This window comes from Pseudomonas sp. PDM22, from assembly GCF_014851965.1.
In the GTDB taxonomy this organism is placed as follows: Bacteria; Pseudomonadota; Gammaproteobacteria; order Pseudomonadales; family Pseudomonadaceae; genus Pseudomonas.
The window spans coordinates 155791-176907 of sequence record NZ_JACVAR010000004.1 but is presented as its reverse complement, the minus strand read 5'-3'; the positions used below and the strand labels follow the sequence as shown (position 1 = coordinate 176907).

21 protein-coding genes are annotated in these 21117 nt (G+C 65.3%); 13 read left to right on the top strand and 8 right to left on the bottom strand.

Translation table 11 applies throughout. The features are described from left to right. The first annotated feature begins 37 nt into the window (after positions 1–37). From rpiA to IB255_RS15820, 3 genes are all read left to right on the top strand, one after another. Positions 38–709: a ribose-5-phosphate isomerase RpiA gene (gene rpiA, locus IB255_RS15830; RefSeq protein ID WP_081515267.1), complete on the top strand. Its 672-nt coding sequence runs from the start codon at positions 38–40 to the stop codon at positions 707–709. 93 nt (positions 710–802) lie between these two features. After that, complete coding sequence (locus tag IB255_RS15825; RefSeq protein ID WP_192210556.1) at positions 803–1135, top strand: YegP family protein; 333 nt, start codon at positions 803–805, stop codon at positions 1133–1135. 213 nt (positions 1136–1348) lie between these two features. Further along, positions 1349–3292 (top strand): autotransporter outer membrane beta-barrel domain-containing protein, encoded by a 1944-nt coding sequence (locus IB255_RS15820; protein ID WP_192210555.1) that lies wholly within the window; start codon positions 1349–1351, stop codon positions 3290–3292. A gap of 21 nt (positions 3293–3313) precedes the next feature. Here the strand turns inward: IB255_RS15820 and IB255_RS15815 are convergent, their stop codons facing one another. Continuing rightward, complete coding sequence (locus IB255_RS15815) at positions 3314–4237, bottom strand: SdiA-regulated domain-containing protein (protein WP_081515264.1); 924 nt, start codon at positions 4235–4237, stop codon at positions 3314–3316. Positions 4238–4386: 149 nt separating this feature from the next. Here IB255_RS15815 and IB255_RS15810 point away from each other — a divergent pair, with 149 nt between their 5' ends. The 7 genes from IB255_RS15810 to IB255_RS15780 all read left to right on the top strand — a co-directional run bounded on the left by IB255_RS15810 (position 4387) and on the right by IB255_RS15780 (position 12430). Beyond that, a complete protein-coding gene (locus IB255_RS15810; RefSeq protein ID WP_081515263.1) occupies positions 4387–5403 on the top strand; it encodes an AraC family transcriptional regulator in 1017 nt (338 codons plus the stop codon). Positions 5404–5720: 317 nt separating this feature from the next. Beyond that, a complete protein-coding gene (locus IB255_RS15805; RefSeq protein ID WP_081515262.1) occupies positions 5721–6770 on the top strand; it encodes an ABC transporter ATP-binding protein in 1050 nt (349 codons plus the stop codon). Next, positions 6767–7681, top strand: coding sequence for an ABC transporter permease (locus IB255_RS15800; protein WP_081515261.1), 915 nt, complete (start codon positions 6767–6769; stop codon positions 7679–7681). The genes IB255_RS15805 and IB255_RS15800 overlap by 4 nt, the downstream gene beginning before the upstream one ends. Continuing rightward, positions 7678–8466, top strand: a complete 789-nt coding sequence (locus IB255_RS15795; protein WP_045215587.1) for an ABC transporter permease — start codon at positions 7678–7680, stop codon at positions 8464–8466. The genes IB255_RS15800 and IB255_RS15795 overlap by 4 nt, the downstream gene beginning before the upstream one ends. A gap of 43 nt (positions 8467–8509) precedes the next feature. Further along, the gene (locus tag IB255_RS15790; RefSeq protein WP_081515260.1) at positions 8510–9559 is read left to right on the top strand and encodes an extracellular solute-binding protein; all 1050 of its coding nucleotides are present in this window, start codon (positions 8510–8512) and stop codon (positions 9557–9559) included. A 387-nt stretch (positions 9560–9946) separates the two neighbouring features. Continuing rightward, on the top strand, positions 9947–11344 hold the full coding sequence (locus IB255_RS15785; protein ID WP_081515259.1) for an APC family permease: 1398 nt from the start codon (positions 9947–9949) through the stop codon (positions 11342–11344). Positions 11345–11398: 54 nt separating this feature from the next. Then, entirely contained in the window at positions 11399–12430 is a 1032-nt protein-coding gene (locus IB255_RS15780; protein WP_081515258.1) for a histone deacetylase family protein, read from the top strand. Between the two features lie 75 nt (positions 12431–12505). On the opposite strand, the gene IB255_RS15775 is transcribed toward IB255_RS15780, so the two are convergent. The 4 genes from IB255_RS15775 to IB255_RS15760 form a co-directional block, all read right to left on the bottom strand. After that, complete coding sequence (locus IB255_RS15775; protein WP_081515257.1) at positions 12506–12883, bottom strand: NirD/YgiW/YdeI family stress tolerance protein; 378 nt, start codon at positions 12881–12883, stop codon at positions 12506–12508. 118 nt (positions 12884–13001) lie between these two features. After that, positions 13002–13919 (bottom strand): SdiA-regulated domain-containing protein, encoded by a 918-nt coding sequence (locus IB255_RS15770; protein ID WP_081515256.1) that lies wholly within the window; start codon positions 13917–13919, stop codon positions 13002–13004. Between the two features lie 84 nt (positions 13920–14003). Then, positions 14004–14669 (bottom strand): fumarylacetoacetate hydrolase family protein, encoded by a 666-nt coding sequence (locus tag IB255_RS15765; protein ID WP_081515255.1) that lies wholly within the window; start codon positions 14667–14669, stop codon positions 14004–14006. 160 nt (positions 14670–14829) lie between these two features. Beyond that, positions 14830–16224: an FAD-binding oxidoreductase gene (locus IB255_RS15760; RefSeq protein ID WP_081515254.1), complete on the bottom strand. Its 1395-nt coding sequence runs from the start codon at positions 16222–16224 to the stop codon at positions 14830–14832. Positions 16225–16414: 190 nt separating this feature from the next. Here IB255_RS15760 and serA point away from each other — a divergent pair, with 190 nt between their 5' ends. Then, positions 16415–17644, top strand: a complete 1230-nt coding sequence (serA, locus tag IB255_RS15755; protein ID WP_081515253.1) for a phosphoglycerate dehydrogenase — start codon at positions 16415–16417, stop codon at positions 17642–17644. Between the two features lie 62 nt (positions 17645–17706). Here serA and IB255_RS15750 read toward each other — a convergent pair whose 3' ends face one another. Further along, positions 17707–18138 (bottom strand): DUF4399 domain-containing protein, encoded by a 432-nt coding sequence (locus tag IB255_RS15750; RefSeq protein ID WP_151188682.1) that lies wholly within the window; start codon positions 18136–18138, stop codon positions 17707–17709. A gap of 143 nt (positions 18139–18281) precedes the next feature. Next, positions 18282–18776 (bottom strand): DUF523 domain-containing protein, encoded by a 495-nt coding sequence (locus IB255_RS15745; protein WP_045215561.1) that lies wholly within the window; start codon positions 18774–18776, stop codon positions 18282–18284. A 255-nt stretch (positions 18777–19031) separates the two neighbouring features. On the opposite strand from IB255_RS15745, the gene IB255_RS15740 reads away from it, so the two are divergent. Further along, complete coding sequence (locus tag IB255_RS15740) at positions 19032–19580, top strand: DUF6160 family protein (protein ID WP_081515251.1); 549 nt, start codon at positions 19032–19034, stop codon at positions 19578–19580. Between the two features lie 11 nt (positions 19581–19591). Here IB255_RS15740 and IB255_RS15735 read toward each other — a convergent pair whose 3' ends face one another. Next, complete coding sequence (locus IB255_RS15735; RefSeq protein WP_081515250.1) at positions 19592–20215, bottom strand: 2OG-Fe(II) oxygenase; 624 nt, start codon at positions 20213–20215, stop codon at positions 19592–19594. A gap of 100 nt (positions 20216–20315) precedes the next feature. Here IB255_RS15735 and IB255_RS15730 point away from each other — a divergent pair, with 100 nt between their 5' ends. Continuing rightward, positions 20316–21053: a hypothetical protein gene (locus tag IB255_RS15730; RefSeq protein WP_081515249.1), complete on the top strand. Its 738-nt coding sequence runs from the start codon at positions 20316–20318 to the stop codon at positions 21051–21053. Positions 21054–21117 lie beyond the last annotated feature (64 nt).

Below are 21117 nucleotides of genomic sequence, written 5' to 3'. Positions count from 1 at the left end.
GCGCCGTTGCGCCCACCCAGGTAAGAAGACCCTCGCCATGAACCAGGATCAGCTCAAGCAGGCTGTGGCCCAGGCCGCCGTCGACCACATCCTTCCGCACCTCGACAGCAAGAGCATCGTCGGCGTGGGCACCGGCTCCACCGCCAACTTCTTCATCGACCTGCTGGCCAAGCACAAGGCCGAGTTCGACGGCGCCGTGGCCAGCTCCGAAGCCACTGCCCAGCGCCTGAAGGGCCACGGCATTCCGGTCTATGACCTGAACACCGTCAGCGAGCTGGAGTTCTACGTGGACGGCGCCGACGAGACCAACGAGCGCCTGGAACTGATCAAGGGCGGCGGCGCCGCGCTGACCCGCGAAAAGATCGTCGCCGCGGTCGCCAGGGAATTCATCTGCATCGCCGACGCCAGCAAGCTGGTGCCGATGCTCGGCGGCTTCCCGCTGCCGGTGGAAGTCATCCCCATGGCCCGCAGCCACGTGGCGCGCCAGTTGGTGAAGCTGGGCGGCGACCCGGTGTACCGCGAAGGCGTGCTGACCGACAACGGCAACATCATCCTCGACGTGCACAACCTGCGCATCGACAGCCCGGTACAGCTGGAAGAGGCGATCAACAATATCGTCGGCGTGGTCACCAATGGCCTGTTCGCCGCGCGCCCGGCTGACCTGCTGCTGCTGGGCACCGCCGAAGGTGTGAAGACCCTCAAGGTCTGATGCCCTCAAGCGCCATCCGCCGGATGGCGCCTTCCAGAGCGCCTGCTGCCGTCTACGCTGGGATGACCCAACCCTCCCGGAAGGAGATGCAGCATGGCCGCCAAGTACCATCTGAAGAAGGCCAGTGATGGCCAGTTCCACTTCAACCTGCACGCCAGCAACGGCGAGATCGTCCTGACCAGCGAGCTGTACAAGGCCAAGACCTCGGCCATCGACGGCATCGAGTCGGTGCGCAAGAACTCCCAGCGCGAAGGCGCCTTCGAGGTCAAGGTCGCCACCAACGGCAAGCACTACTTCGTGCTCAAGGCCACCAACGGCCAGGTCGTCGGGCAGAGCCAGATGTACGCCAGCAAGGCCACCGCCGATGCCGGCGTGGGGGCGGTCAAGCGTTACGCGCCGGAAGCTCCGATCAGCGACGACACCTGACAGCGCACCATTTCGGTGAGCACTCCCTCACGCCCGCTCAGCACGGCCGGCCTTGCCGCCGGCCGTGTATCACCATTGTTACAGTGGCGCGACACCCTCGGTCACTGACGCGTCAAATTCCGCCCATCTCCGGCGAACCGGTCCACATCCTGCTTTCCTCCGGCGCACGCATCGAAGACCGATGCGATCCCAATCGACACAGAGGAAAGTGCCGTGTTCAGACCCTTAGCCGTTGCGGTCAGCCTGGGCTGTGCTGCGCTGGCAACCGACGCCAACGCCTACGAATACGGGGAGTATGCCGGGGACACCCTCGACACCCTGATCAACGATTACCCCGGCCGCTACCGCGGCACCGCCAGCTTCGCCGGCGCCACCGCGCTGATGCAGTCGCGCCTGGGCTTCGGCTACCAGACGCAGGTCCAGGACTTCACCTGGGCCGGCAACCGCAGCTCGCAGAACGTCATCGCCAGCGCCCCGGGCAGCAGCGGCCAGTACGTGGTGCTGGGCGCCCACTACGACACCTACTACGGCCGTCCCACCCTGCAGGGCCTGGATGACAACGGCTCGGGCGCCGCCGTGCTGACCGAGATCGCCCGCAACCTGGGCGGCGTCGCCCTGGAGAACGGCCTGGAAGTGGTCGGCTTCGGCGCCGAGGAGGAAGGCCTGCGCGGTTCGCGCGCCTACGTTGCCGCCCTCAGTGACGAACAGCGCAGCAACCTGCTGGGCATGATCAACCTCGACAGCCTGATCACCGGCGACAAGATGTACGCCCACGCCGGCCTCAACAGCGTCGACAACCCCGCGCTGGGCGCCTACCGCGACCAGCTCCTGCGCATCGCCCAGGAACTGAAGATCCCGCTGTTCACCAACCCCGGCCTGAACGAGGAATACCCCGCCGGCACCGGTTGCTGCAGTGACGGCGAAAGTTTCGAGGGCCTGAATGTCCCGGTGCTGTTCATCGAGGCCACCAACTGGGAGCTGGGCGATCTCGACGGCTACGAGCAGACCGACAACCCCGCCATCCCCGGTGGCGCCACCTGGCACAACCCGGCGCTGGACAACGAGCAGGTGCTCACTGGCGCCTTCGGCCAGGAGCGCATCGACCAGCGCCTGCGCGACTTTTCGCGCCTGCTCACGCGCCTGGTGCTGGAGCTGACCAATGCCGACCTGCTTGCCTCCACCGCCTCCGGCGGCGCCATGGCACGGCAGATGGAAGACCAGCTGCAACGCCAGCACCTGGCCCTGACCCGCCTGCACGACCGCCGCTGGCTGACGCTGCTGGGCAGCTCGCGCCCGGTCGGCAGCTTCGACGGCGCCGTCGGCGTGGAAGGTGAGACCACGCCCGAAAGCGGCTTCGACATGCCCGGCGACCCGCGCTCCCACCGTGCCGGCGTCAACCTGCTGGGCGACTACCGCGCCAGCGAGGCAGTGACCGTCGGCGGCAGCCTGAGCTTCCAGCGCAGCCGCGACAACCTCGACCACAGCGCCCGCCTGGAAGCGGAAACCTGGCAACTGGGGCTCTACGGCCTGCTCAACGATGGCGGTCCTGCCTGGCTGGGCGGCGAGCTGAGCGCCGGCTACGCCGACTTCGACAGCAAGCGCTCGGTATACCTGAAGGCGAACAACGGCCCGGTGCTGCTCGACCAGCGCATCGACGGCGACACCAACGCCTGGTTCTGGGGCGCGCGGGTCGACGGCGGTTACGACTTCGACGTCGCTGGTATCAAGACCGGGCCGCAGGGCGGGCTGGACTTCGTGCACTACCGCATCGACGACTTCAATGAGGACGACGACCTGCGTACTGCGCTGGGCTACGAGAAGCAGGACTACGACTCGGTGGAAGCCAGCCTCGGCTGGGGCCTGCGCGGCGAGCTGCCGTTGGGCAACCGCATGGCTGTGCAGCCCTACGCCAGCGTGCGCTGGGTGAAGGAGCTGGCCGACGGGCGCCTGGAAGACATCGCGCTGACCGCCCTGGGCGATGGTCGCACCCGCGTCGCCGATCTGGGCGATGTGGACAAGGACTTCGGCCGCGCCCAGGTCGGTGCCCTGCTGGCAGTCACCGAGCAATTGGGCGTGTTCGCCGAGGCCAACTCGCGCTTCGCCCACAGCGAAGGCAGCCAGGCGTCCTATTCCCTCGGCGTGCAGTGGCAGTTCTGATCGCCTGAGTGCGAGGCGCCTTCAGTGCGCCTCGCGCTTCTTGAACACGTAGAAGAGATTGGGCTCGCTGACCAGGTACAGCGTGCCCTGGTCGTCCATGGCGATGCCCTCGGCCTGCGGCACGCTGCGCCGCAGGCCCTGCATGCCGCGCAGCAGCGACAGCGAGCTGATCGGCTCGCCATTGGCGCTCAGCTCCAGCACCAGCCGGGACTCGTCTGACAGCGCCAGCAGATGGCCGCTGCGCTCGTCGTACTGCAGGCTGGAAAGATCGCGGACGAACAGGTTGCGGTTGTGCTCGAGGTCTTCCACCACATGCACCGCGATGGGTTGCTCCGACTGCTCGTAGGGAAAGCCACGCACCTCGTAGATATGCACGGGATGGCGCTCCTTGGCGACGAACAGGCGCTTGCCCACCGAATCATAAGCCAGCCCCTCGAAGCCACTGTTGCCGCCGCGCCCCAGGGCCAGAGCGAGCTGCTGGGCGTCTTCGATGTGCAGCTCCTTGGTATCGTCGCGCAGCTCGACGCGGATCAGCCGCTGGTGGGTTTCGTCAGTGATCACATAGACGTTGCGGCTGATGTACTCGATGGCCTCGGTGTCGCCGAAGCCGTGCAACGCGATCCTGCGCAGCACCTTGCCTTCCAGCGACAGCTCGACCAACTCGTTCTGCTTGTTGGTGACGGTGAACAGGGTCTGTCGATCCGGGTCGTAGGTCAGCGCCGAGACGTTGTCTTTGAGCCCCTCGATGGGTTGCGCCTCCAGCACCACGCGGTAGTCGGGCAGCCAGAGGGACTGTTCCTGCCACTGCGCAGCGTGGCGCCACTCGTTGAACTTGAACCAGATGCGCTCGTAGACCCGAAAGCTCTGGCCCAGCGCGAGCAGCGCGGCCAGGGTGAGCAACGCCAGCAGCAGGAACAGGCGACGGGGTTTGAGCAAACGGCGCATGGGGGACTCGGGGTGGGGATGGCGTGGCAGAGTGACAGCAGCGCCTGAAGCCAAACTTAAAGGCCATCATCCGCTGCGGGCAGGCTAGAGTCAGGTTAGCGCAAGACTGTCCCGTGTTTCTTTTGCAAACGACTGCAAGAGGCGTATCGATGGCCCAGCACCTGCTTCCCGAACAACGCCAGCAGGCGACCCTGCACACGGTGGTGCTGGCGACCGAGGTGCTGCACCACGCCGGCGTACCGCGCCCGAAGCTGCTGGAGGGCAGCGGCATCGGCGAGGCGGACCTGCTGACGCCGGAAAAGCTGATCACCCACGCGCAGGAGCTGCGGGTCTTCGCCAACGCCCTGAACTGCCACCACGATCCGGCGCTGGGCCTCTACCTCGGCCTGCGCATGCATGTCTCGGCTTACGGCATCCTCGGTTACAGCATGCTCGCCAGCCGCACCCTGCGCGATGCGCTGCAACTGGCGCTGTCCTTCCCCGAGCTGCTCGGCACCTACTTCCGCCTGGCGCTGACGCCGCAGGGCGACGAGGTCCACCTGACCGCCGACGGCTACCGCTACGCGCCGGAGCTGACGGTCTTCAACACCGAGCTGTGCCTGACTTCGCTGCTGACGGTGATCCGCGACCTGCTCGGCGAGTCGGTGCGGCCTCGTCGGCTGCTGCTGGCGTATCGGCCGCCACTGCACGCGGAGACCTACACCGAGCGCCTGGGCTGCCCGGTGGATTTCGGCGCGCCCACCAGCGCGCTGTGCTTCAGCCCGGCGCTGCTGGACCGGCCGCTGCCGCTGGCCGACCCGGTCAGTTGCCACAACGGCGTGCAGCAGTGCTTGCGCATGAGCGGGGTGCTCAGCGCCCGTGGCGATGTGCTCGACCAGTTGCGCCAGCACCTGGCGAGCCACCTGCAGGACACCGCCAGCCTGGACACCGTGGCGCGCCACCTGCACCGCTCCACCCGCACCCTGCGGAGGCACCTGCAGCAGCAGAACACCAGCTATCAACAGGTGCTCGACGAGGTGCGCTTCGACCGCGCGCGGCAGTTGCTCAAGGACACCGACCTGCCGATCTACCTGATCGCCGAACAGCTGGGCTACAGCGAGACGGCCAGTTTCCGGCATGCCTTCCAGCGCTGGAGCGGGGCGAGTCCGAGTTTGTATCGGGGCTGAGCCGGGAGCTCTATTCGTAGGATGGCGTGGAGCGCAGCGATAACCATCATCTCAGCACGCCCATCCTACTCACCGCCAGAGTCGACTTTTCCGCGTAGCACCAAGCCCCTAAAAATCTTCAGAACAACAATCCGCTGACGCCCGAAATCCAGCATGGCAAAGCGCATTTTCAACTTGGCCTGATTTATCCCTTATTGGCCTGATCTATCGTTCTGCGCATCCCGGCGCTTGGTCATTATCAATCCGCAGCTAGGTGAAACGGTCCTAGAAACCGTAAAACCTCAACAATAACAACTGCTTAACTGCATGGTACGAGCATGACCAGCGCGATCACCATCGAGCGGATATGCATGGAGTTCGGTACACCCGGACAAGGCCTCAAGGCCCTGGACGACGTGTCACTGGAAATCCGCGCCAACGAGTTCTTCACCCTCCTCGGCCCATCGGGCTGCGGCAAGACCACCTTGCTGCGACTGATCGCCGGCTTCGAACAACCCTCCTCCGGCAGCATTCGCCTTTACGGCGACGCGATGGAAGGCCTCCCGCCCTTCCGCCGCCCGGTCAATACCGTCTTCCAGAGCTACGCCCTGTTCCCCCACATGACGGTGGCGGAGAACATCGCCTTCGGCCTGGAAATGCAGGGCAAGCAGCGCAGCGACATCGACGCCACCGTGCAGAAGATGCTCGACCTGGTCCGCCTGCCCGACGTCGGCAAGCGCCGCGCCGACCAGCTCTCCGGCGGCCAGCAACAGCGCATCGCCCTCGCCCGCGCCCTGGCCAGCCGCCCCAAGGTACTGCTGCTCGACGAATCGCTTTCCGCGCTGGACCTCAAGCTGCGCAAGGAAATGCAGATCGAGCTCAAGCGCCTGCAGCACGAAACCGGCATCACCTTCATCTTCGTCACCCATGACCAGGAAGAAGCGCTGACCATGTCCGACCGCATCGCGGTGATGAGTCGCGGCAAGGTCATGCAGATCGGCACGCCCACCGAGATCTACGAGGCGCCGGTCAACCGCCTGGTGGCCGACTTCATCGGCGAGACCAACTTCCTCGAGGGTGAATCCAGCGGCGACAGCGTGCGCCTGGCGGACGGCCAGCTGCTGCCGGCCGCCACCACCCTGCCCGGCAAGGTAACCCTGGCGATCCGCCCGGAGCGCACCGAGCTTGCGCAGGATGGCCAGCTCGAAGGCGTGGTCGAGAACATCGTCTACGTCGGCACCGACACCGTGTACCACCTCAATGTCGCCGGTCAGGGCGGCTTCCGGGTCCGTCAGCAGAACCGCGACGGCGCCCTTTCCACCCACGCGCCCGGCGCGCGGGTGCGGGTCCGCATTCCCGCCACCGCCATCCGGGTGCTGGCCGAATGAGTACACTGCGCGCACTGGCGGAACGAAAGTCGCTGTTCAATCGCCTGGCCCTGACCAGCCCGGCGATGATCATGCTGGTGGTGTTCCTCGTCCTGCCGCTGGGCATCATGTTCGCCGTGTCGATCCAGGCACCGGGGGACTACGGCGGCGTGAAATGGGGCCAGCACACCGTCGAGGCCTACATCAACTTCCTCTGGGAACGCGACCTGGACGACAGCCTGGCCTTCAACGCCGACTACCTGGGCATCTTCCAGCGCTCGTTCTGGCTGTCGATCCTGACCACCCTGGGCTGCGTGCTGATCGGCTTCCCCACCGCGCTGTACCTGGCGCTGCAGGACGAACGCCGGCGCAACCTGCTGCTGTTCCTGGTCACGGTGCCGTTCTGGACCAACCTGCTGGTGCGCGTCTACGCCTGGATGCTGCTGCTGCGCAACGGCGGGCTGATCGACGAGGGCCTGCACGGGCTGGGCTTCTCGGACGCCTCCCTGGGCATCCTCTACACCGATAACGCGGTGATCATCGGCCTGCTCTACACCTACCTGCCGTTCATGGTCCTGCCCATCTACACCAGCCTTGAGAAGATGGACTGGCGCCTGGTGGAGGCGGCCTTCGACCTGGGCGCCAACCGCTGGAAGGCCCTCAAGCGGATCATCATCCCGCTGGCCATGCCCGGCATCGTCGCCGGCTGCATCCTGGTGTTCATCCCTTCGCTGGGCAGCTACATCATCCCCGAGCTGCTCGGGGGCGGTAAGTCGCTGATGATCGGCAACCTGATCCAGCTGCAGTTCGGCACGGCGCACAACTGGCCGTTCGGCGCGGCGCTGTCCTTCGCCCTGCTGGCCTTCGTGCTGCTGGCGATGATGATCTACAGCATGCGATTCAAACAGGGCGCGTCGGGAGGTCATCCATGAAGTCGGCCAACCCGCTCTGGCGGTTCACCGGGGTCCGGCCCGCCGCCTGGCTGTTCTTCGCCTTCCTCTACATCCCGATCTTCGTGCTGGTGGTGCTGAGCTTCAACAGCGGCCAGTCGGCGACGCTGTGGGAAAGCTTCAGCCTGAAGTGGTACTCGGTGGTGGCGGACGACCCGGAGATCCTTCGCGCAGCGAAGAACTCGCTGATCGTCGCGACCCTGGCCACCGTCGTCGCCACTACCCTGGCCACGCTGGCTGCGCTGGGCATGCGCGGCCGCTCGTTCCGTGGGCAGACGCTGATGAGTGGCGTGCTGGGCCTGCCGCTGCTGGTGCCGGAGATCGTCACCGCAGTGGCGACCCTGATGTTCTTCGCGTTCATCGGCCTGAAGCTGTCGCTGTTCACCATCCTGCTGGCGCACATCGTGTTCTGCATTCCCTTCGCCTACCTGCCGATCCGTGCCCGTCTCGAAGGCATGGACCCGCGGCTGGCGGAAGCGGCGGCGGACCTCTATGCCTCGCCGTGGAAGACCTTCTGGAAGGTGACCTTCCCCCTGCTGACGCCGGGGATCGTGTCGGGGGCGATGCTGGCGTTCATCATCTCGATGGACGACTTCGTCATCACCTACTTCGTCGCCGGTGCCGGGGCCACCACCCTGCCGGTGTACATCTTCAGTTCCATCCGAATGGGGATTTCCCCGAAGATCAACGCCATATCTTCAATAATACTGTTGATTTCCATCGCGTTCGTTGCGTTGTCGTACTACGTCGGCCAGCGTCGCCGCTGACCTCCTGCCGCCAAACAAAACAACATTGCAAGGAGCTTCACCGATGAAATTCCGCCGTACCCCCATCGCCCGCGCGCTCGTCGCCGCCAGCCTGTTGCTGGCCGGCAGCGCCCATGCCGACGGCACCCTGCACTTCGCCAACTGGTCCGACTACTTCCCGCCGGAACTGCTGAAGAAGTTCGAGAAGGACACCGGCATCCACGCCACCCTGGACTCCTACGACAGCAACGAAACCCTGCTGGCCAAGCTCAAGGCCGGCGGCGGCGCCTACGACGTGGTCGTGCCGTCGGACAGCTTCATCGAGATCTTCGTCAAGGAAGGCCTCCTGCAGAAGCTCGACAAGTCGCAGCTGCCGAACCTGGCGAACCTGAAGGACAAGTTCAAGACCCTGACCTACGACCCGGGCCACGACTACTCCGTGCCCTACCTGTGGGGCACCACCGGCTACAGCTACGACAGCGCCAAGGTTCCCGGCGGCAAGCTGGACGAGAGCTGGAAGCCGTTCTTCGAGCCGCCGGCCGAGCTGAAAGGCAAGGTGGTGGCGCTCAACTCCATCGAAGAACTGTACGCCCCGGCGTCCTACTACCTGGGCATCGACGAGTGCACCGAGGACCCGAAAGAGGCGGCGAAGATCCAGGACCTGCTGCTCAAGCAGAAACCGATGCTGGCCATGTACAACAGCGACGGCACCATCGAGCGCATGGCCGCCGGCGAAGTCTCCATGCACCAGCAATGGAACGGCGCCTTCCACCGCGCCCACGCCCAGCGCGCCAGCCTGGTCTACGTCTATCCCAAGGAAGGCGTGCGCCTGTTCATCGACAACCTGACCATTCCCAAGGACGCCACCAACATCAAGGAGGCCCACGCCTTCCTGAACTGGATGATGCAGCCTGAGAACATCGCCCTGGCCTCCAACTTCGCCAAGTACAACAACGCGATCGAAGGCTCGGACAAGTACATGGACAAGGAGCTGTTCGACGACCCGGCGATCAACACCCCGGCGGACAAGCTGGATCGCCTGAAGCCCTTCAAGCTGTGCTCGCCCAAGGCACTGCAACTGCGCTCCAAGGTCTGGACCAAGCTGAAGAAATGACCCGCAGGTCACCCGGCGCGGCGGTGCGCGCCGGGTGGCTCTGACAGCCAATTTGGCCATTTCGATCCCTTTTTGACCCTTTGCAGGGTTCTGCCCGGCACCCTCGGTTGCTAGAGTCGGGCGGCTCGCGCAGGGAGCGGCTGGAAAGGCGGCCAGCCCTTGCCCCATCACAGATGGCGCAAGGATTTCCCGAGGGAACGCGAGCGCGTTATCCACAAGAACAAATGCCCCGAGAACGCCCATGACCAGCTTTTGCGTCACCCTGCAGCAAACACCCTCATTCCTCGCGCGTCGTCAGCGCTGCGGCTGAGCCGTAGTCGACGACATCAGGACGGCCACCGAACGCCGCCCGCCCGCAAGATCACATAAAAATCGCGAGGAATCCCCATGGCCAGCCAACACAGCGCCAGCACCACACGCACTCCACAGAGCACCCAACAGGGCACCCCGGCCAACGCCGACGCCCGCCTGAAACGCGTCCTGGGCCTGCCCGCCCTGGTCTTCTTCGGCCTGGTCTACATGGTCCCGCTGACCATGTTCACCACCTACGGCGTGGTCACCGAAATGACAGGCGGCCGTACCGCCACCGCCTACCTGATCACCCTGCTGGCGATGCTGTTCACCGCAGCGTCCTACAGCTTCATGGTGCGCAAGTACCCGATTTCCGGCTCCGCGTACTCTTACACCAGCCTGAGCTTCGGCCCGGTGGTCGGCTTCCTGTCCGGCTGGTCGCTGCTGCTCGACTACCTGTTCCTGCCGATGATCAACTACCTGCTCATCGGCCTGTTCATGAACATCGCCTTCCCGGAAATCCCGGCGTGGATGTTCGTGGTCGCCTCCATCGCCCTGGTCACCGTGCTCAACGTGGTCGGCATCAGCCAGGTCGCCGGCATGAGCAACGTCATCGTCGGCGCGCAGCTGGTGTTCATCGTGGTGTTCGTGGTCATGTCGATCAAGAGCCTGGCCGGCGGCGCCGCGATCGACTTCTCCCTGCCCTTCGTCGGTGACGGCACCCAGCCCGGCTTCGCCCCGCTGATGGCCGGCGCCGCCGTGCTATGCCTGTCGTTCCTGGGCTTCGACGCGGTCTCGACGATGGCCGAGGAAACCCGCGACGCGCGCCGCGACATCCCCCGCGCGATCATCATCACCACCGTCATCGCCGGCCTGATGTTCACCCTGCTGGCAATCATCAGCCAGCTGGTATTCCCCGGCAGCGTGTTCCAGAACGCCGACTCGGCGGCCAACGAAGTGATGCTTAAGGCCGGTGGCCAGTTCCTCGGCAACTTCTTCACCTCCGCCTACATCGCCGGCTGCATCGGCTCGGCGCTGGCATCCCAGGCTTCGGTGTCGCGCATCATCTTCACCATGGGCCGTGACGGCATCCTGCCGCGCAGCCTGTTCGGTGTCCTGCACGCGCGCTTCCAGACCCCGGTCGTGGCGATCCTGGTGGTCTCCGCCGTGTCCCTGCTGGCGGTCGTGCTGGACCTGACCACCCTCGCCTCGATGATCAGCTTCGGCGCGCTGGTGGCCTTCTCCGTGGTCAACCTGGCGGTGATCCGCACCTACCTGGGCGTCGAGCGCCGCCGCGGCGCGAAGAACGTCCTGCTGTACGGAGCGATTCCGTTCATCGGCCTGTGCCTGACCCTGTGGCTGTGGACCAGCCTCTCGCAGCTGACGCTGGTCGTCGGCCTGAGCTGGTTCGCAGTCGGCTTCGCTTACCTGGCGGTGCATACCGGCGGCTTCCGTCGCAAGGCACCGAGTGTGAATTTCGAGGAAAACGCCTGACGGCAGAGCTACTAGAACCCAACGGGCGCCCGGAGGCGCCCTCAGGAGCGCGTGATGTTGACGATCTATACCGACGACCATCGCTTGCACCACGGTCAGCACGAGCTGATCGGCGGCCAGTTCACCCCCTGCTTCGAAAAGCCCAGCCGCGCCGACATGGTGCTGGACCGGGCCAAGGCGGTGAAACTGGGCGACATCCAGGCCCCGCGTGACTTCGGCCTGGAACCCATCCTGAGGGTGCACAGCGAAGGCTTCGTGCGGTTCTTGCAGCACGCCTGGCGTGACTGGCTGGCCACCGGCCGGACCCACGACATGCTGCCGATCTGCTGGCCTACCCGCCGCCTGCGGCAGAAGGAACCGGACAGCATCGACGGCCGGCTGGGTTACTACAGCCTGGACGCCGGCGCGCCGATCACCGCCGGCACCTGGCAGGCGGTGCTCAGCTCGGTGAACGTGGCGATGACCGGCCAGGCCGAACTGGCCAAGGGCGCGCGCTCGGTGTTCTCGCTGTGCCGCCCGCCGGGTCACCACGCCTCGGCGGACTTCATGGGCGGCTACTGCTTCTTCAACAATGCGGCCATCGCCGCCCAGTCGATCCTCGACCAGGGCGCCAACCGCGTGGCCATCCTCGACGTCGACTACCACCACGGCAACGGTACCCAGGACATCTTCTACGACCGCGCCGACGTGCTGTTCACCTCGATCCACGGCGACCCGCGCTTCGAGTACCCCTACTTCCTCGGCTACGCCGACGAGAAGGGCCAGGGCGTGGGCGAAGGCTTCAACTTCAACTATCCACTGGCCTCGGGCAGCGACTGGTCGGTGTGGAGCCTGGCGCTGCAGGCGGCGATCCGGCATATCTCGGCGTACAAGCCGGACGTATTGATCGTGTCGCTGGGCGTGGATACCTACAAGGAAGACCCGATCTCCCAGTTCAAGCTGGACAGCCCGGACTACCTGCGCATGGGCGAAGCCATCGGCAAGCTCGGTCTGCCGACCCTGTTCGTGATGGAAGGCGGCTACGCGGTGGAAGAGATCGGCATCAACGCGATCAACGTGCTGCAGGGCTTCGAAAGCATCGGTTGACGCCGCTCCTGCAGAACGCTGAAAACAAGAAAGCCGCACCGGGGTCCCCGGCGCGGCTTTTTTTGTGGCGTTGGATTACTGAAGGATTTCCACGCGGTCCACGTCGATATCGGTGGCCTTCTGCTTGTGGTGATCGACCTCACCGGTCAGGCGCACCTTGGTGTTCTCGGAGACCGAGGCACCGGCGGGCCAGTCGTCGTGGTCGATCTCGACCTGGATGCTGCCGGTGGCGTCCTTGAACTCGTAGTGCTCACCGCTGATGCGCTTGGTGATCACGCCTTCCAGCACCACCGGGGTGTCGTCGGCGGCGGACTGTGCCTGCTTGACCGTGGTGATCTGCGCGGCGGCGGCAGCGGGCTTGGCATCGCTGCCCGGGCCGGTGTAGCCGGCGGCCAGGGTGATGGTGGAGAACAGGCCAACGGCAGCGATCAGGGGGAGATGAGTCAGTTTCATGGATGAGCCTCCTGGGGCGTTTTCGATGGGTTCAGCTTAGAACCGGTGGCTGAAACCAGCCTGAATCCGGACTTAACCCAACCTTAAAGCCATCCGACCCGCACTCCCCCGCTCTGGATCAATCTGTTTTGACGGTCGCCTCGCGCTTGAACACGTAGAACAGGTCCGGCTCGCTCACCATGTAAATGGTGCCCTGCTCGTCGATGGCCACGCCCTCGGCGCGCGGGATGCGGTCGTCCAGGCCGTTGAGGCCGCCGAGCAGACTGATGAAGCTGATCGGCTCGCCCTTCTCGTCCAGTTCCAGCAGCAGGTGCGACTCCGCCGACAGCACCAGGGTATGGCCGGTGCGCGGGTCAATGCTCAGCGCCGACACGTTGGTCATCAGCAGGTCGCTGGGCAGGGGCTGCAGCGCACCGCTCAGGCTGGCCCCACCGTCGCTGGGCAGGCTGAACAGCGCCAGCGGATCACGCTCCTGGCCCAGCACCAGTCGATGCTGGCGAGGGTCCCAGGCGATTCCCTCGATACCCTTGTTCTTCTTGCCGCGCGGACCGAGGTCGAAGCTGGACAGCTTCGCGGTGCTCAGTTCGCGGGTCTGCGGGTCGACATGGAAGATGGTCAGGGAGTTCTGGCGTTCGTCGGTCACGGCAACATTGCCGTTCTCCAGTACCGCAACGCCCTCGGGGTTCGACATGCCCAGCAGCGGGATCACCCGCAGCACATCACCGGTAAGCGACAGCTCGGCCAGCAGCGGCTTCTTGCCGGTAACGGTGAACAGGGTGCGGGTCACCGGGTTGTAGGCCAGGTCGGAGGTCTCCTGCCCCTCGAGGCCACCCTTGAGCGGCTTGGCCTGGATCACCGCCCGGTAACCGGGCAACCAGACGCTTTCCGAGCGCGCCTGGGCGCTGGTGTCCTGTTCACGCAGCCAGAGGCGCGCGCGGTCATCCCAGTGGAAGCGGGAGGTCAGGTAGCCGAGCACCACGAGGAGGAACAGCAGGGCCAGCAGCAGCCAGCGGGGACGAAGGATGGACATGGTCATGACGACTCTTGTTGGTCAGCACGGCAAGGTGCCCCGCAACAAGCGAAGGCCGCACAAACGGCGGCCTTCGGCGGGACAACGGGGTTAAAGCACGCGGCTTTCGAATCGGCTGGCACCGGGAAGTTCCAGCACCACCTCACTGCCGCTCGTGAGCGGGCCGACGCCGACCGGGGTGCCGGTGGAGACCACGTCGCCCGGCTGCAGCGAGAAGTGCCCGCAGATGTGCTGGATCAGCGGCACGATGGGGTTGAGCATGTCGCGGCTGTTGCCGTCCTGGCGGACCTCGCCGTCGATCACCAGGCGGATGCCGATGTCGGTCGGGTCCGGGAAGTGGTCGGCGCTGACGAAGGGCGCCAGCACGAAGGCGCCGTCGAAGGACTTGGCCAGCTCCCAGGGCAGGCCCTTTTCCTTCAGCTTGGCCTGTACGTCACGCAGGGTCAGGTCCAGCGCCGGGGCGTAGCCGGAGATGGCATCCAGCACTTCCTCGGTGCTCGGCTTGCGCGACAGCGGCTTGCCGATCAGCACGGCGATTTCCGCCTCGTAGTGCACCGAGCCACGATCCTCCGGGATGGCAAAGCCGCCGGCCTGCGACACGGTGCAGGAGCCGGGCTTGATGAACAGCAGCGGCTCGGTCGGTACCGGGTTGTTCAGCTCCTTGGCGTGCTCCGCGTAGTTGCGACCGACGCAGACCACCTTGCCCAGGGTGAAATGGATCGGGGTGCCATCGACGTACTGGTGCTGGTAACTCATGACCGACTCCTGACAACGCATGGAAGAGATGATCCGCGCGGGGCTCGTGATCCCGCACGGTTGCCCGCGTCCTGCCGGCGTACGCGCCACTTCCCGTGACGCTGACGTGCGAAGGGCCGGCCCCTCTATCCAAAGAACCGGCCCTTCTGGATACAGCAGCTTATTCGACGAAGATCTTGCCGGGGTTCATGATCCCGTTCGGGTCGAACACCGCCTTGACCGCCTTCATGTAGCCGATTTCAGCCTCGGAGCGAGAGTAACCCAGGTAATCGCGCTTGGTCATGCCCACGCCGTGCTCGGCCGAGATGGAGCCGTTGTACTTCTGCACGGTCTCGAAGACCCACTTGTTGACGGTCGCGCACTTGGCGAAGAACTCGTCCTTGGTCAGGTTCTCGGGCTTGAGGATATTCAGGTGCAGGTTGCCGTCGCCGATGTGGCCGAACCAGACGACTTCGAAGTCGGGGTAGTTGGCCGCGACGATATCGTCGATGTCCTTGAGGAAGGCCGGGACCTTGCCGACGGTGACGGAGATGTCGTTCTTGTAGGGCGTCCAGTGGGAGATGGTCTCGGAGATGTACTCGCGCAGCTTCCACAGGTTCTGCAGCTGCTGTTCGCTCTGGCTCATCACGCCGTCGAGGACCCAGCCCTGCTCTACACAATGTTCAAAAGTGGCCAGCGCCTCGTTGGCCACTTCCTCGGTGCTCGCCTCGAATTCCAGCAGCGCATAGAACGGGCAGTCGGTCTCGAAGGCCGGCGGCACGTCGCCACGGGCCATGATCTTGGCCAGGGCCTTGTCGGAGAAGAACTCGAAGGCGGTCAGGTCCAGCTTGTTCTGGAAGGCGTGCAGCACCGGCATGATCGAGTCGAAGTCCGGGGTGCCGAGGACCATCGCGGTGAGGTTCTTCGGCTGGCGCTCCAGGCGCATGGTGGCCTCGACCACGAAGCCCAGGGTGCCTTCGGCGCCGATGAACAGCTGGCGCAGGTCATAGCCGGTGGCGTTCTTGATCAGGTCCTTGTTCAGTTCGAGCAGGTCGCCCTTGCCGGTGACGACCTTCATGCCGGCCACCCAGTTGCGGGTCATACCGTAGCGAATGACCTTGATACCGCCGGCATTGGTGCCGATGTTGCCGCCAATCTGGCTGGAACCCGACGACGCGAAGTCCACCGGGTAATACAGGCCGTGCTCTTCGGCGAAGGTCTGCAGCTGCTTGGTGATCACGCCCGGCTGGCAGACCACGGTGCGGTCGAATTCGTTGAATTCCAGCACCTTGTTCATGTAGTCGAAGGCCACGACCACTTCGCCATTGGCGGCGACAGCGGCGGCGGAGAGACCGGTACGGCCACCCGAGGGAACCAGCGCGACCTTGTGTTCATTGGCCCAGCGGACGATGGCCTGGACCTGCTCGGTGCTCTTGGGGAAGGCGATCGCCAGGGGCGCCGGGGCGAAATGCTTGGTCCAGTCCTTGCCATAGGTCTCGAGGGAATCGGCGTCTGTCAGCAGCTTCCCGGCATCCAGCAGGGGCTTGAGCGATTCGATCAGGGCGTCGCGGGTCATTGGAGGAACTCTCAAATGGTTCATGGTCGTCCTGAGAACAGCTCAGGTCGCAACCGGGCAAGGAAAAGGGAGAACATGCTAGCATACGCACCCCACGCAGATCGCCACCTGGCGCCAAGCTTGGCACCGGCCGGTCCGGCCTGAGCTGTTCAATTTCTCGCCACATCCCGGGACTACAGGTTCAAAGCAGATGAGCAAGACTTCTCTCGACAAGAGCAAGATCAAATTCCTTCTCCTTGAAGGCGTGCACCAGAACGCCGTCGACACCCTCAAGGCGGCCGGCTACTCCAACATCGAGTACCTCAAGACCGCACTGTCCGGTGACGAGCTGAAGGAAAAGATTGCCGATGCACACTTCATCGGTATCCGCTCCCGCACCCAGCTGACCGAAGAAGTCTTCGACGCTGCCAAGAAGCTGATCGCCGTCGGCTGCTTCTGCATCGGCACCAACCAGGTCAACCTGAACGCGGCCCGCGAGCGCGGCATCGCCGTGTTCAACGCGCCCTACTCCAATACCCGTTCGGTCGCCGAACTGGTGCTGGCCGAGGCCATCCTGCTGCTGCGCGGCATTCCGGAGAAGAACGCCTCCTGCCACCGCGGCGGCTGGATCAAGTCCGCTGCCAACTCCTTCGAGATCCGCGGCAAGAAGCTGGGCATCGTCGGCTACGGCTCGATCGGCACCCAGCTCTCGGTCCTGGCCGAAGCACTGGGCATGCAGGTGTTCTTCTACGACACCGTGACCAAGCTGCCGCTGGGTAATGCCCAGCAGGTCGGCAACCTGCACGAGCTGCTCGGCATGTCCGACATCGTCTCGCTGCACGTGCCGGAACTGCCGTCCACCCAGTGGATGATCGGCGAGAAGGAAATCCGCGCCATCAAGAAAGGCGGCATCCTGATCAATGCCGCCCGTGGCACCGTGGTCGAACTGGACCACCTGGCCGCCGCGATCAAGGACGAGCACCTGATCGGCGCCGCCATCGACGTGTTCCCGGTCGAGCCCAAGTCCAACGACGACGAGTTCGAAAGCCCGCTGCGCGGCCTGGATCGCGTGATCCTGACCCCGCACATCGGCGGTTCCACCGCCGAAGCCCAGGCCAACATCGGCCTGGAAGTGGCCGAGAAGCTGGTCAAGTACAGCGACAACGGCACCTCGGTTTCTTCCGTCAACTTCCCGGAAGTGGCCCTGCCGTCGCACCCGGGCAAGCACCGCCTGCTGCACATCCACGAGAACATTCCGGGTGTGATGAGCGAGATCAACAAGGTGTTCGCCGACAACGGCATCAACATCTCCGGCCAGTACCTGCAGACCAACGACAAGGTCGGCTACGTGGTGATCGACGTCGACGCCGAGTACTCGGACCTGGCGCTGGAGAAGCTGCAGCACGTGAATGGCACCATCCGCAGCCGCGTCCTGTTCTAAGCGCTGCCCGGTGACAAGAAAAAAGGAGGCCTCGGCCTCCTTTTTTCATGCCTGGGGAAAGATCACTTCACGTTGACAGTGATCTGCTGCGACTCCACCGGCGGGTCGAACGGCACGTGGTTCTTGTCGCCCACCAGCAGCTGCAGGGTGTGCTTGCCCGGCGGCAGGGTCACCTGAGTCTCGGTCTGGCCCTTGCCGAAGTGCTTGATCTGGTCGGTCATCGGCAGCGGCATGTTCATCGCGGGCTGCTCCTTGAGGTCGATCAGCAGGTGGTGGTGGCCGGTGGCCGGCGAATCCACGCCCGCCGGCGCAACACCCATGCCCTTGAGGCCGAATTTGACGGTGAAGGTCTTGTCCACCGTGGCGCCGTCGGCCGGCTCGATGAAGTACACCTTGGCGCCTTCCGGGGCCGGGGTGCGCGGGATTTCCGCGGCGATGGCGGAAGTACCGGCAAGCAGCGCGGCAAGGCCGAGGCAAGGCAGCATGGTTCTCATGTTCTTCTCCTTCTGCATGACAATCGCAAAGGCGAAGGACCCGCTCAGGCCGGCCCGCGCCCTTGCGCATGGAACGCACAAGCATAGGCGCCAGGGCGCCGGGCTCAAGGAAAATAGTGCGTCTTCGAGTGTCGGCAGCCGCTCTAGCCTCCGGCTTCCAGCCCGGCCAGACAGACGGCAGCGGCATCCAGCTCTTCCTCGCTGAACACCAGCACGCCCATACGTTTGAGGGCGGCGGCAGTGACGCCTTCACCAGCGACCTTCTGGCCGCTGAAACTGCCGTCGTAGTTCTCGCGGTTGCCGCAGGAGGGGCTGCGCGCCTTGAGAACCGCCAGGCGGATGTCGTGGCGACGCACCAGCGCCATGGCTTCCTCGGCGCCGAGCAGGAAGGCGTCGCTGACGTCCTCGCCCTCCACCGTCATCACCGGGCGGGCGCGCTCCAGTACCGCCATGCCCTGGCCGCCAGGGATTTCCGCCGGGGCTCGGGGCGTCGGCAGGCCGCCGGCGACTTCCGGGCACAGCGCGACCACCCGCCCCTGGTCCAGCCAGCGCGACAGCAGGTCGAACGGCCCGTGCGCGCCGCCGTCGTAGCGGACGCGATGACCGAGCAGGCAGCGGCTGACGAGAACCTTCTGCATGGGCGAATCACTCCCTTTTGGAAGGGGACAGACTAGCCGCTCGCCGTTTGCCGGTCACGCCGGGTAACGCAACTTTCATCGGCGCGTCTGTCGCAACAGGTTTCCGGCCCGCCGAAAGTCGGGTCCTTGAGCGGCACGCCGGTCGTCGGCGCCCGCCCGAGCACAACCTTCGACGGGAACAGCCGTCCGGCACTGGCTGCCAGGCAGGCCGCCACCCAGACTCGCGCATCGGCCAATCGCCATGGAGCCTCCGTCATGCCTCGCCTTTTGCTCTGCACCGCCACCTTCGCCGCGCTGTCCTACCTGCCGCTGGCCTTCGCCGAACTCCAGGCGCTGGACAACGAGCGCCTGGGCGCCGTGACCGGCCAGGATGGCATCAGCATCCGCGCCGACGTGCTCGCGCACATGGACAGCGTGGCGTGGAAAGACGACGGCGGCAGCGTCTCGCTGCGCAACGTGTTCATCGACAATGGATGCGTGAGTGCCGGCGATTGCCCCGACGGACGTGGCGGCAGCCTGCCCTACGGGCCCGCGCAGCTGGGCCTTAGCCTGCCGATCTTCGGCATCGAGCAGCCGACCCTGCAGGTGGACGTGATTCAGGGCGCTGGCGGCCAGCAGCAACTGGCGCTGACCCTGCCTGACCTGACCACCATCAACCAGCAGCTCAATGCCAGCGGTCTGCCGTCGCAGACCATCCGCCTGCGCGTGGCCGGCGATCTCTACGTGGGCGGCGGCAAGCTGGGGAGCATCGAAGTGCGCGACATCCAGGACATCAGCGGCACCCTGAAGATCTGGGGCCACTGATCCCGCGCCACTCAGAGCAGCGCGTCACCGCGGCGACGGAACCAGCCGGTGAGCGACAGACGGTCATGACTGGCCGGCAGCACCTCGTGGGGGAACTCGCCGGAGAGGAACACCACCAGTCGGCTGGCCAGCGGCGACAGGTCCAGCGTCCGCTCGTCGGCGAAGTACATCCGCAGTTCACCGCCCTGCGTCACCGGCCAGTCGTGGTTGAGGTACAAGACCGCGGAGATGGCGCGCCGATCATCGTCACGGAAGCGGTCCAGGTGCTTCTGGTAGAACGCTCCCGGCGGATAGAGCGCGAAGTGCCCTTCGAAGTCCTCCAGGCCCAGGAAGAGTGCGCGATTGATCTGCAGGCGCAGCGCGTCCAGCGCACCCAGGTAGAGGTCGCAGGCCGCGGACTGCCCGGGCTCGATCCACTGGATGCGGTCACCGCGGATGCCTTCGCGCACCGCCTGTCCCTCACCCCGGCCGATGGCGGCAGCGGCCAGCTTGCCGGCCGCGTCGCGGGCACGGCATTCCGTCGCCAGTTGGGCGATCAGGGCATCGGGAAGGAAGGCGTCCTGCTGCGACCAGCCCTTGTCGGCGAGGTCATCCACGATGCGGTGCAGGACGGGAGAATCGGCGTCGAAATACATCGCGCATTGTAACGTCCGGCGCCAGTGTCTCGACAAGCGGGGCAAGCCTTGCCGACAATAGCCCCCGGCGAGCGAACCCTGCCGCCCAAAAGGAGTTGCAATGCGCGTACTGCTGGCCCTCACCCTTCTTGTACTGGGCATGCCTGCCCTGGCCGACAACTACCAGCGCCTGTACCAGGCCGCCGGCTGGCCGGAACAGCGAGCGCACTTCAATGACGCCCTGCACGCCGCGCAGAAGCGCTACCAGGGCAACCTGCCACCGGCGCTGTACCAGACGCTGGTGGACAACAGCAACCAGCGCTTCGCCCCTGCCGACATCGACCAGCGCGCCCTCAATGGCCTGCGCCAGAACCTGCCGGACAGCGCCGCAGCGGTGAACTTCTTCGAATCCCCGCTGGGCCGCAAGGTCGCCGGCGCCGAGACCCTGGCTACCCGCAGCGACCAGCTGCAGAAATACGCCAACGGCCTGCCGCGCCAGCAGGCCAGTGATGCACGCAAGCAGATCGTCCATCGCCTGAGCCAGATTCTGCCGGCCCGCGAGGCCGGCGCCGAAGTCAGTCTGGCTCTCGCCAGCGTGGCTGCCGACAGCCTCAGCCAGATGCTCCCCGGCCTGCTCGGTGGCGGCAGCGCCCAAGGCATGCTCGAAGGCCAGCGGCAGAAGCTGATGAGCCAGATCGGCGCCGATCTCGACAACACCCTGCTGTACGTCTATCGCGGCCTGAGCGATGCCGAACTGGGCCAGTTCGCCGACTTCAGCGAGTCGCCGGCCGGCCGCACTTACTACCGCGCCGCCCTGGCTGCCCTCAAGGCTGGCTTGGCCGCACCATCGGGCGAGTAGTGATCGGAAAATACCGACCACGCTTGAGGACCACTCCGAGGAACGCTCCTCCTAGAATGGCACC

What these genes read in the sequence shown, in the direction of transcription:
- IB255_RS15740 (WP_081515251.1), top strand. Translation starts at nt 19,032, where the DNA reads ATGCCTCGCCTTTTGCTCTGCACCGCCACCTTCGCCGCGCTGTCCTAC.
- IB255_RS15810 (WP_081515263.1), top strand. Translation starts at nt 4,387, where the DNA reads ATGGCCCAGCACCTGCTTCCCGAACAACGCCAGCAGGCGACCCTGCAC.
- IB255_RS15760 (WP_081515254.1), bottom strand. Translation starts at nt 16,224, where the DNA reads ATGACCCGCGACGCCCTGATCGAATCGCTCAAGCCCCTGCTGGATGCC.
- IB255_RS15805 (WP_081515262.1), top strand. Translation starts at nt 5,721, where the DNA reads ATGACCAGCGCGATCACCATCGAGCGGATATGCATGGAGTTCGGTACA.
- IB255_RS15795 (WP_045215587.1), top strand. Translation starts at nt 7,678, where the DNA reads ATGAAGTCGGCCAACCCGCTCTGGCGGTTCACCGGGGTCCGGCCCGCC.
- IB255_RS15815 (WP_081515264.1), bottom strand. Translation starts at nt 4,237, where the DNA reads ATGCGCCGTTTGCTCAAACCCCGTCGCCTGTTCCTGCTGCTGGCGTTG.
- IB255_RS15825 (WP_192210556.1), top strand. Translation starts at nt 803, where the DNA reads ATGGCCGCCAAGTACCATCTGAAGAAGGCCAGTGATGGCCAGTTCCAC.
- IB255_RS15765 (WP_081515255.1), bottom strand. Translation starts at nt 14,669, where the DNA reads ATGAGTTACCAGCACCAGTACGTCGATGGCACCCCGATCCATTTCACC.
- serA (WP_081515253.1), top strand. Translation starts at nt 16,415, where the DNA reads ATGAGCAAGACTTCTCTCGACAAGAGCAAGATCAAATTCCTTCTCCTT.
- IB255_RS15730 (WP_081515249.1), top strand. Translation starts at nt 20,316, where the DNA reads ATGCGCGTACTGCTGGCCCTCACCCTTCTTGTACTGGGCATGCCTGCC.
- IB255_RS15745 (WP_045215561.1), bottom strand. Translation starts at nt 18,776, where the DNA reads ATGCAGAAGGTTCTCGTCAGCCGCTGCCTGCTCGGTCATCGCGTCCGC.
- IB255_RS15785 (WP_081515259.1), top strand. Translation starts at nt 9,947, where the DNA reads ATGGCCAGCCAACACAGCGCCAGCACCACACGCACTCCACAGAGCACC.
- IB255_RS15770 (WP_081515256.1), bottom strand. Translation starts at nt 13,919, where the DNA reads ATGACCATGTCCATCCTTCGTCCCCGCTGGCTGCTGCTGGCCCTGCTG.
- IB255_RS15790 (WP_081515260.1), top strand. Translation starts at nt 8,510, where the DNA reads ATGAAATTCCGCCGTACCCCCATCGCCCGCGCGCTCGTCGCCGCCAGC.
- IB255_RS15735 (WP_081515250.1), bottom strand. Translation starts at nt 20,215, where the DNA reads ATGTATTTCGACGCCGATTCTCCCGTCCTGCACCGCATCGTGGATGAC.
- rpiA (WP_081515267.1), top strand. Translation starts at nt 38, where the DNA reads ATGAACCAGGATCAGCTCAAGCAGGCTGTGGCCCAGGCCGCCGTCGAC.
- IB255_RS15775 (WP_081515257.1), bottom strand. Translation starts at nt 12,883, where the DNA reads ATGAAACTGACTCATCTCCCCCTGATCGCTGCCGTTGGCCTGTTCTCC.
- IB255_RS15750 (WP_151188682.1), bottom strand. Translation starts at nt 18,138, where the DNA reads ATGAGAACCATGCTGCCTTGCCTCGGCCTTGCCGCGCTGCTTGCCGGT.
- IB255_RS15780 (WP_081515258.1), top strand. Translation starts at nt 11,399, where the DNA reads ATGTTGACGATCTATACCGACGACCATCGCTTGCACCACGGTCAGCAC.
- IB255_RS15800 (WP_081515261.1), top strand. Translation starts at nt 6,767, where the DNA reads ATGAGTACACTGCGCGCACTGGCGGAACGAAAGTCGCTGTTCAATCGC.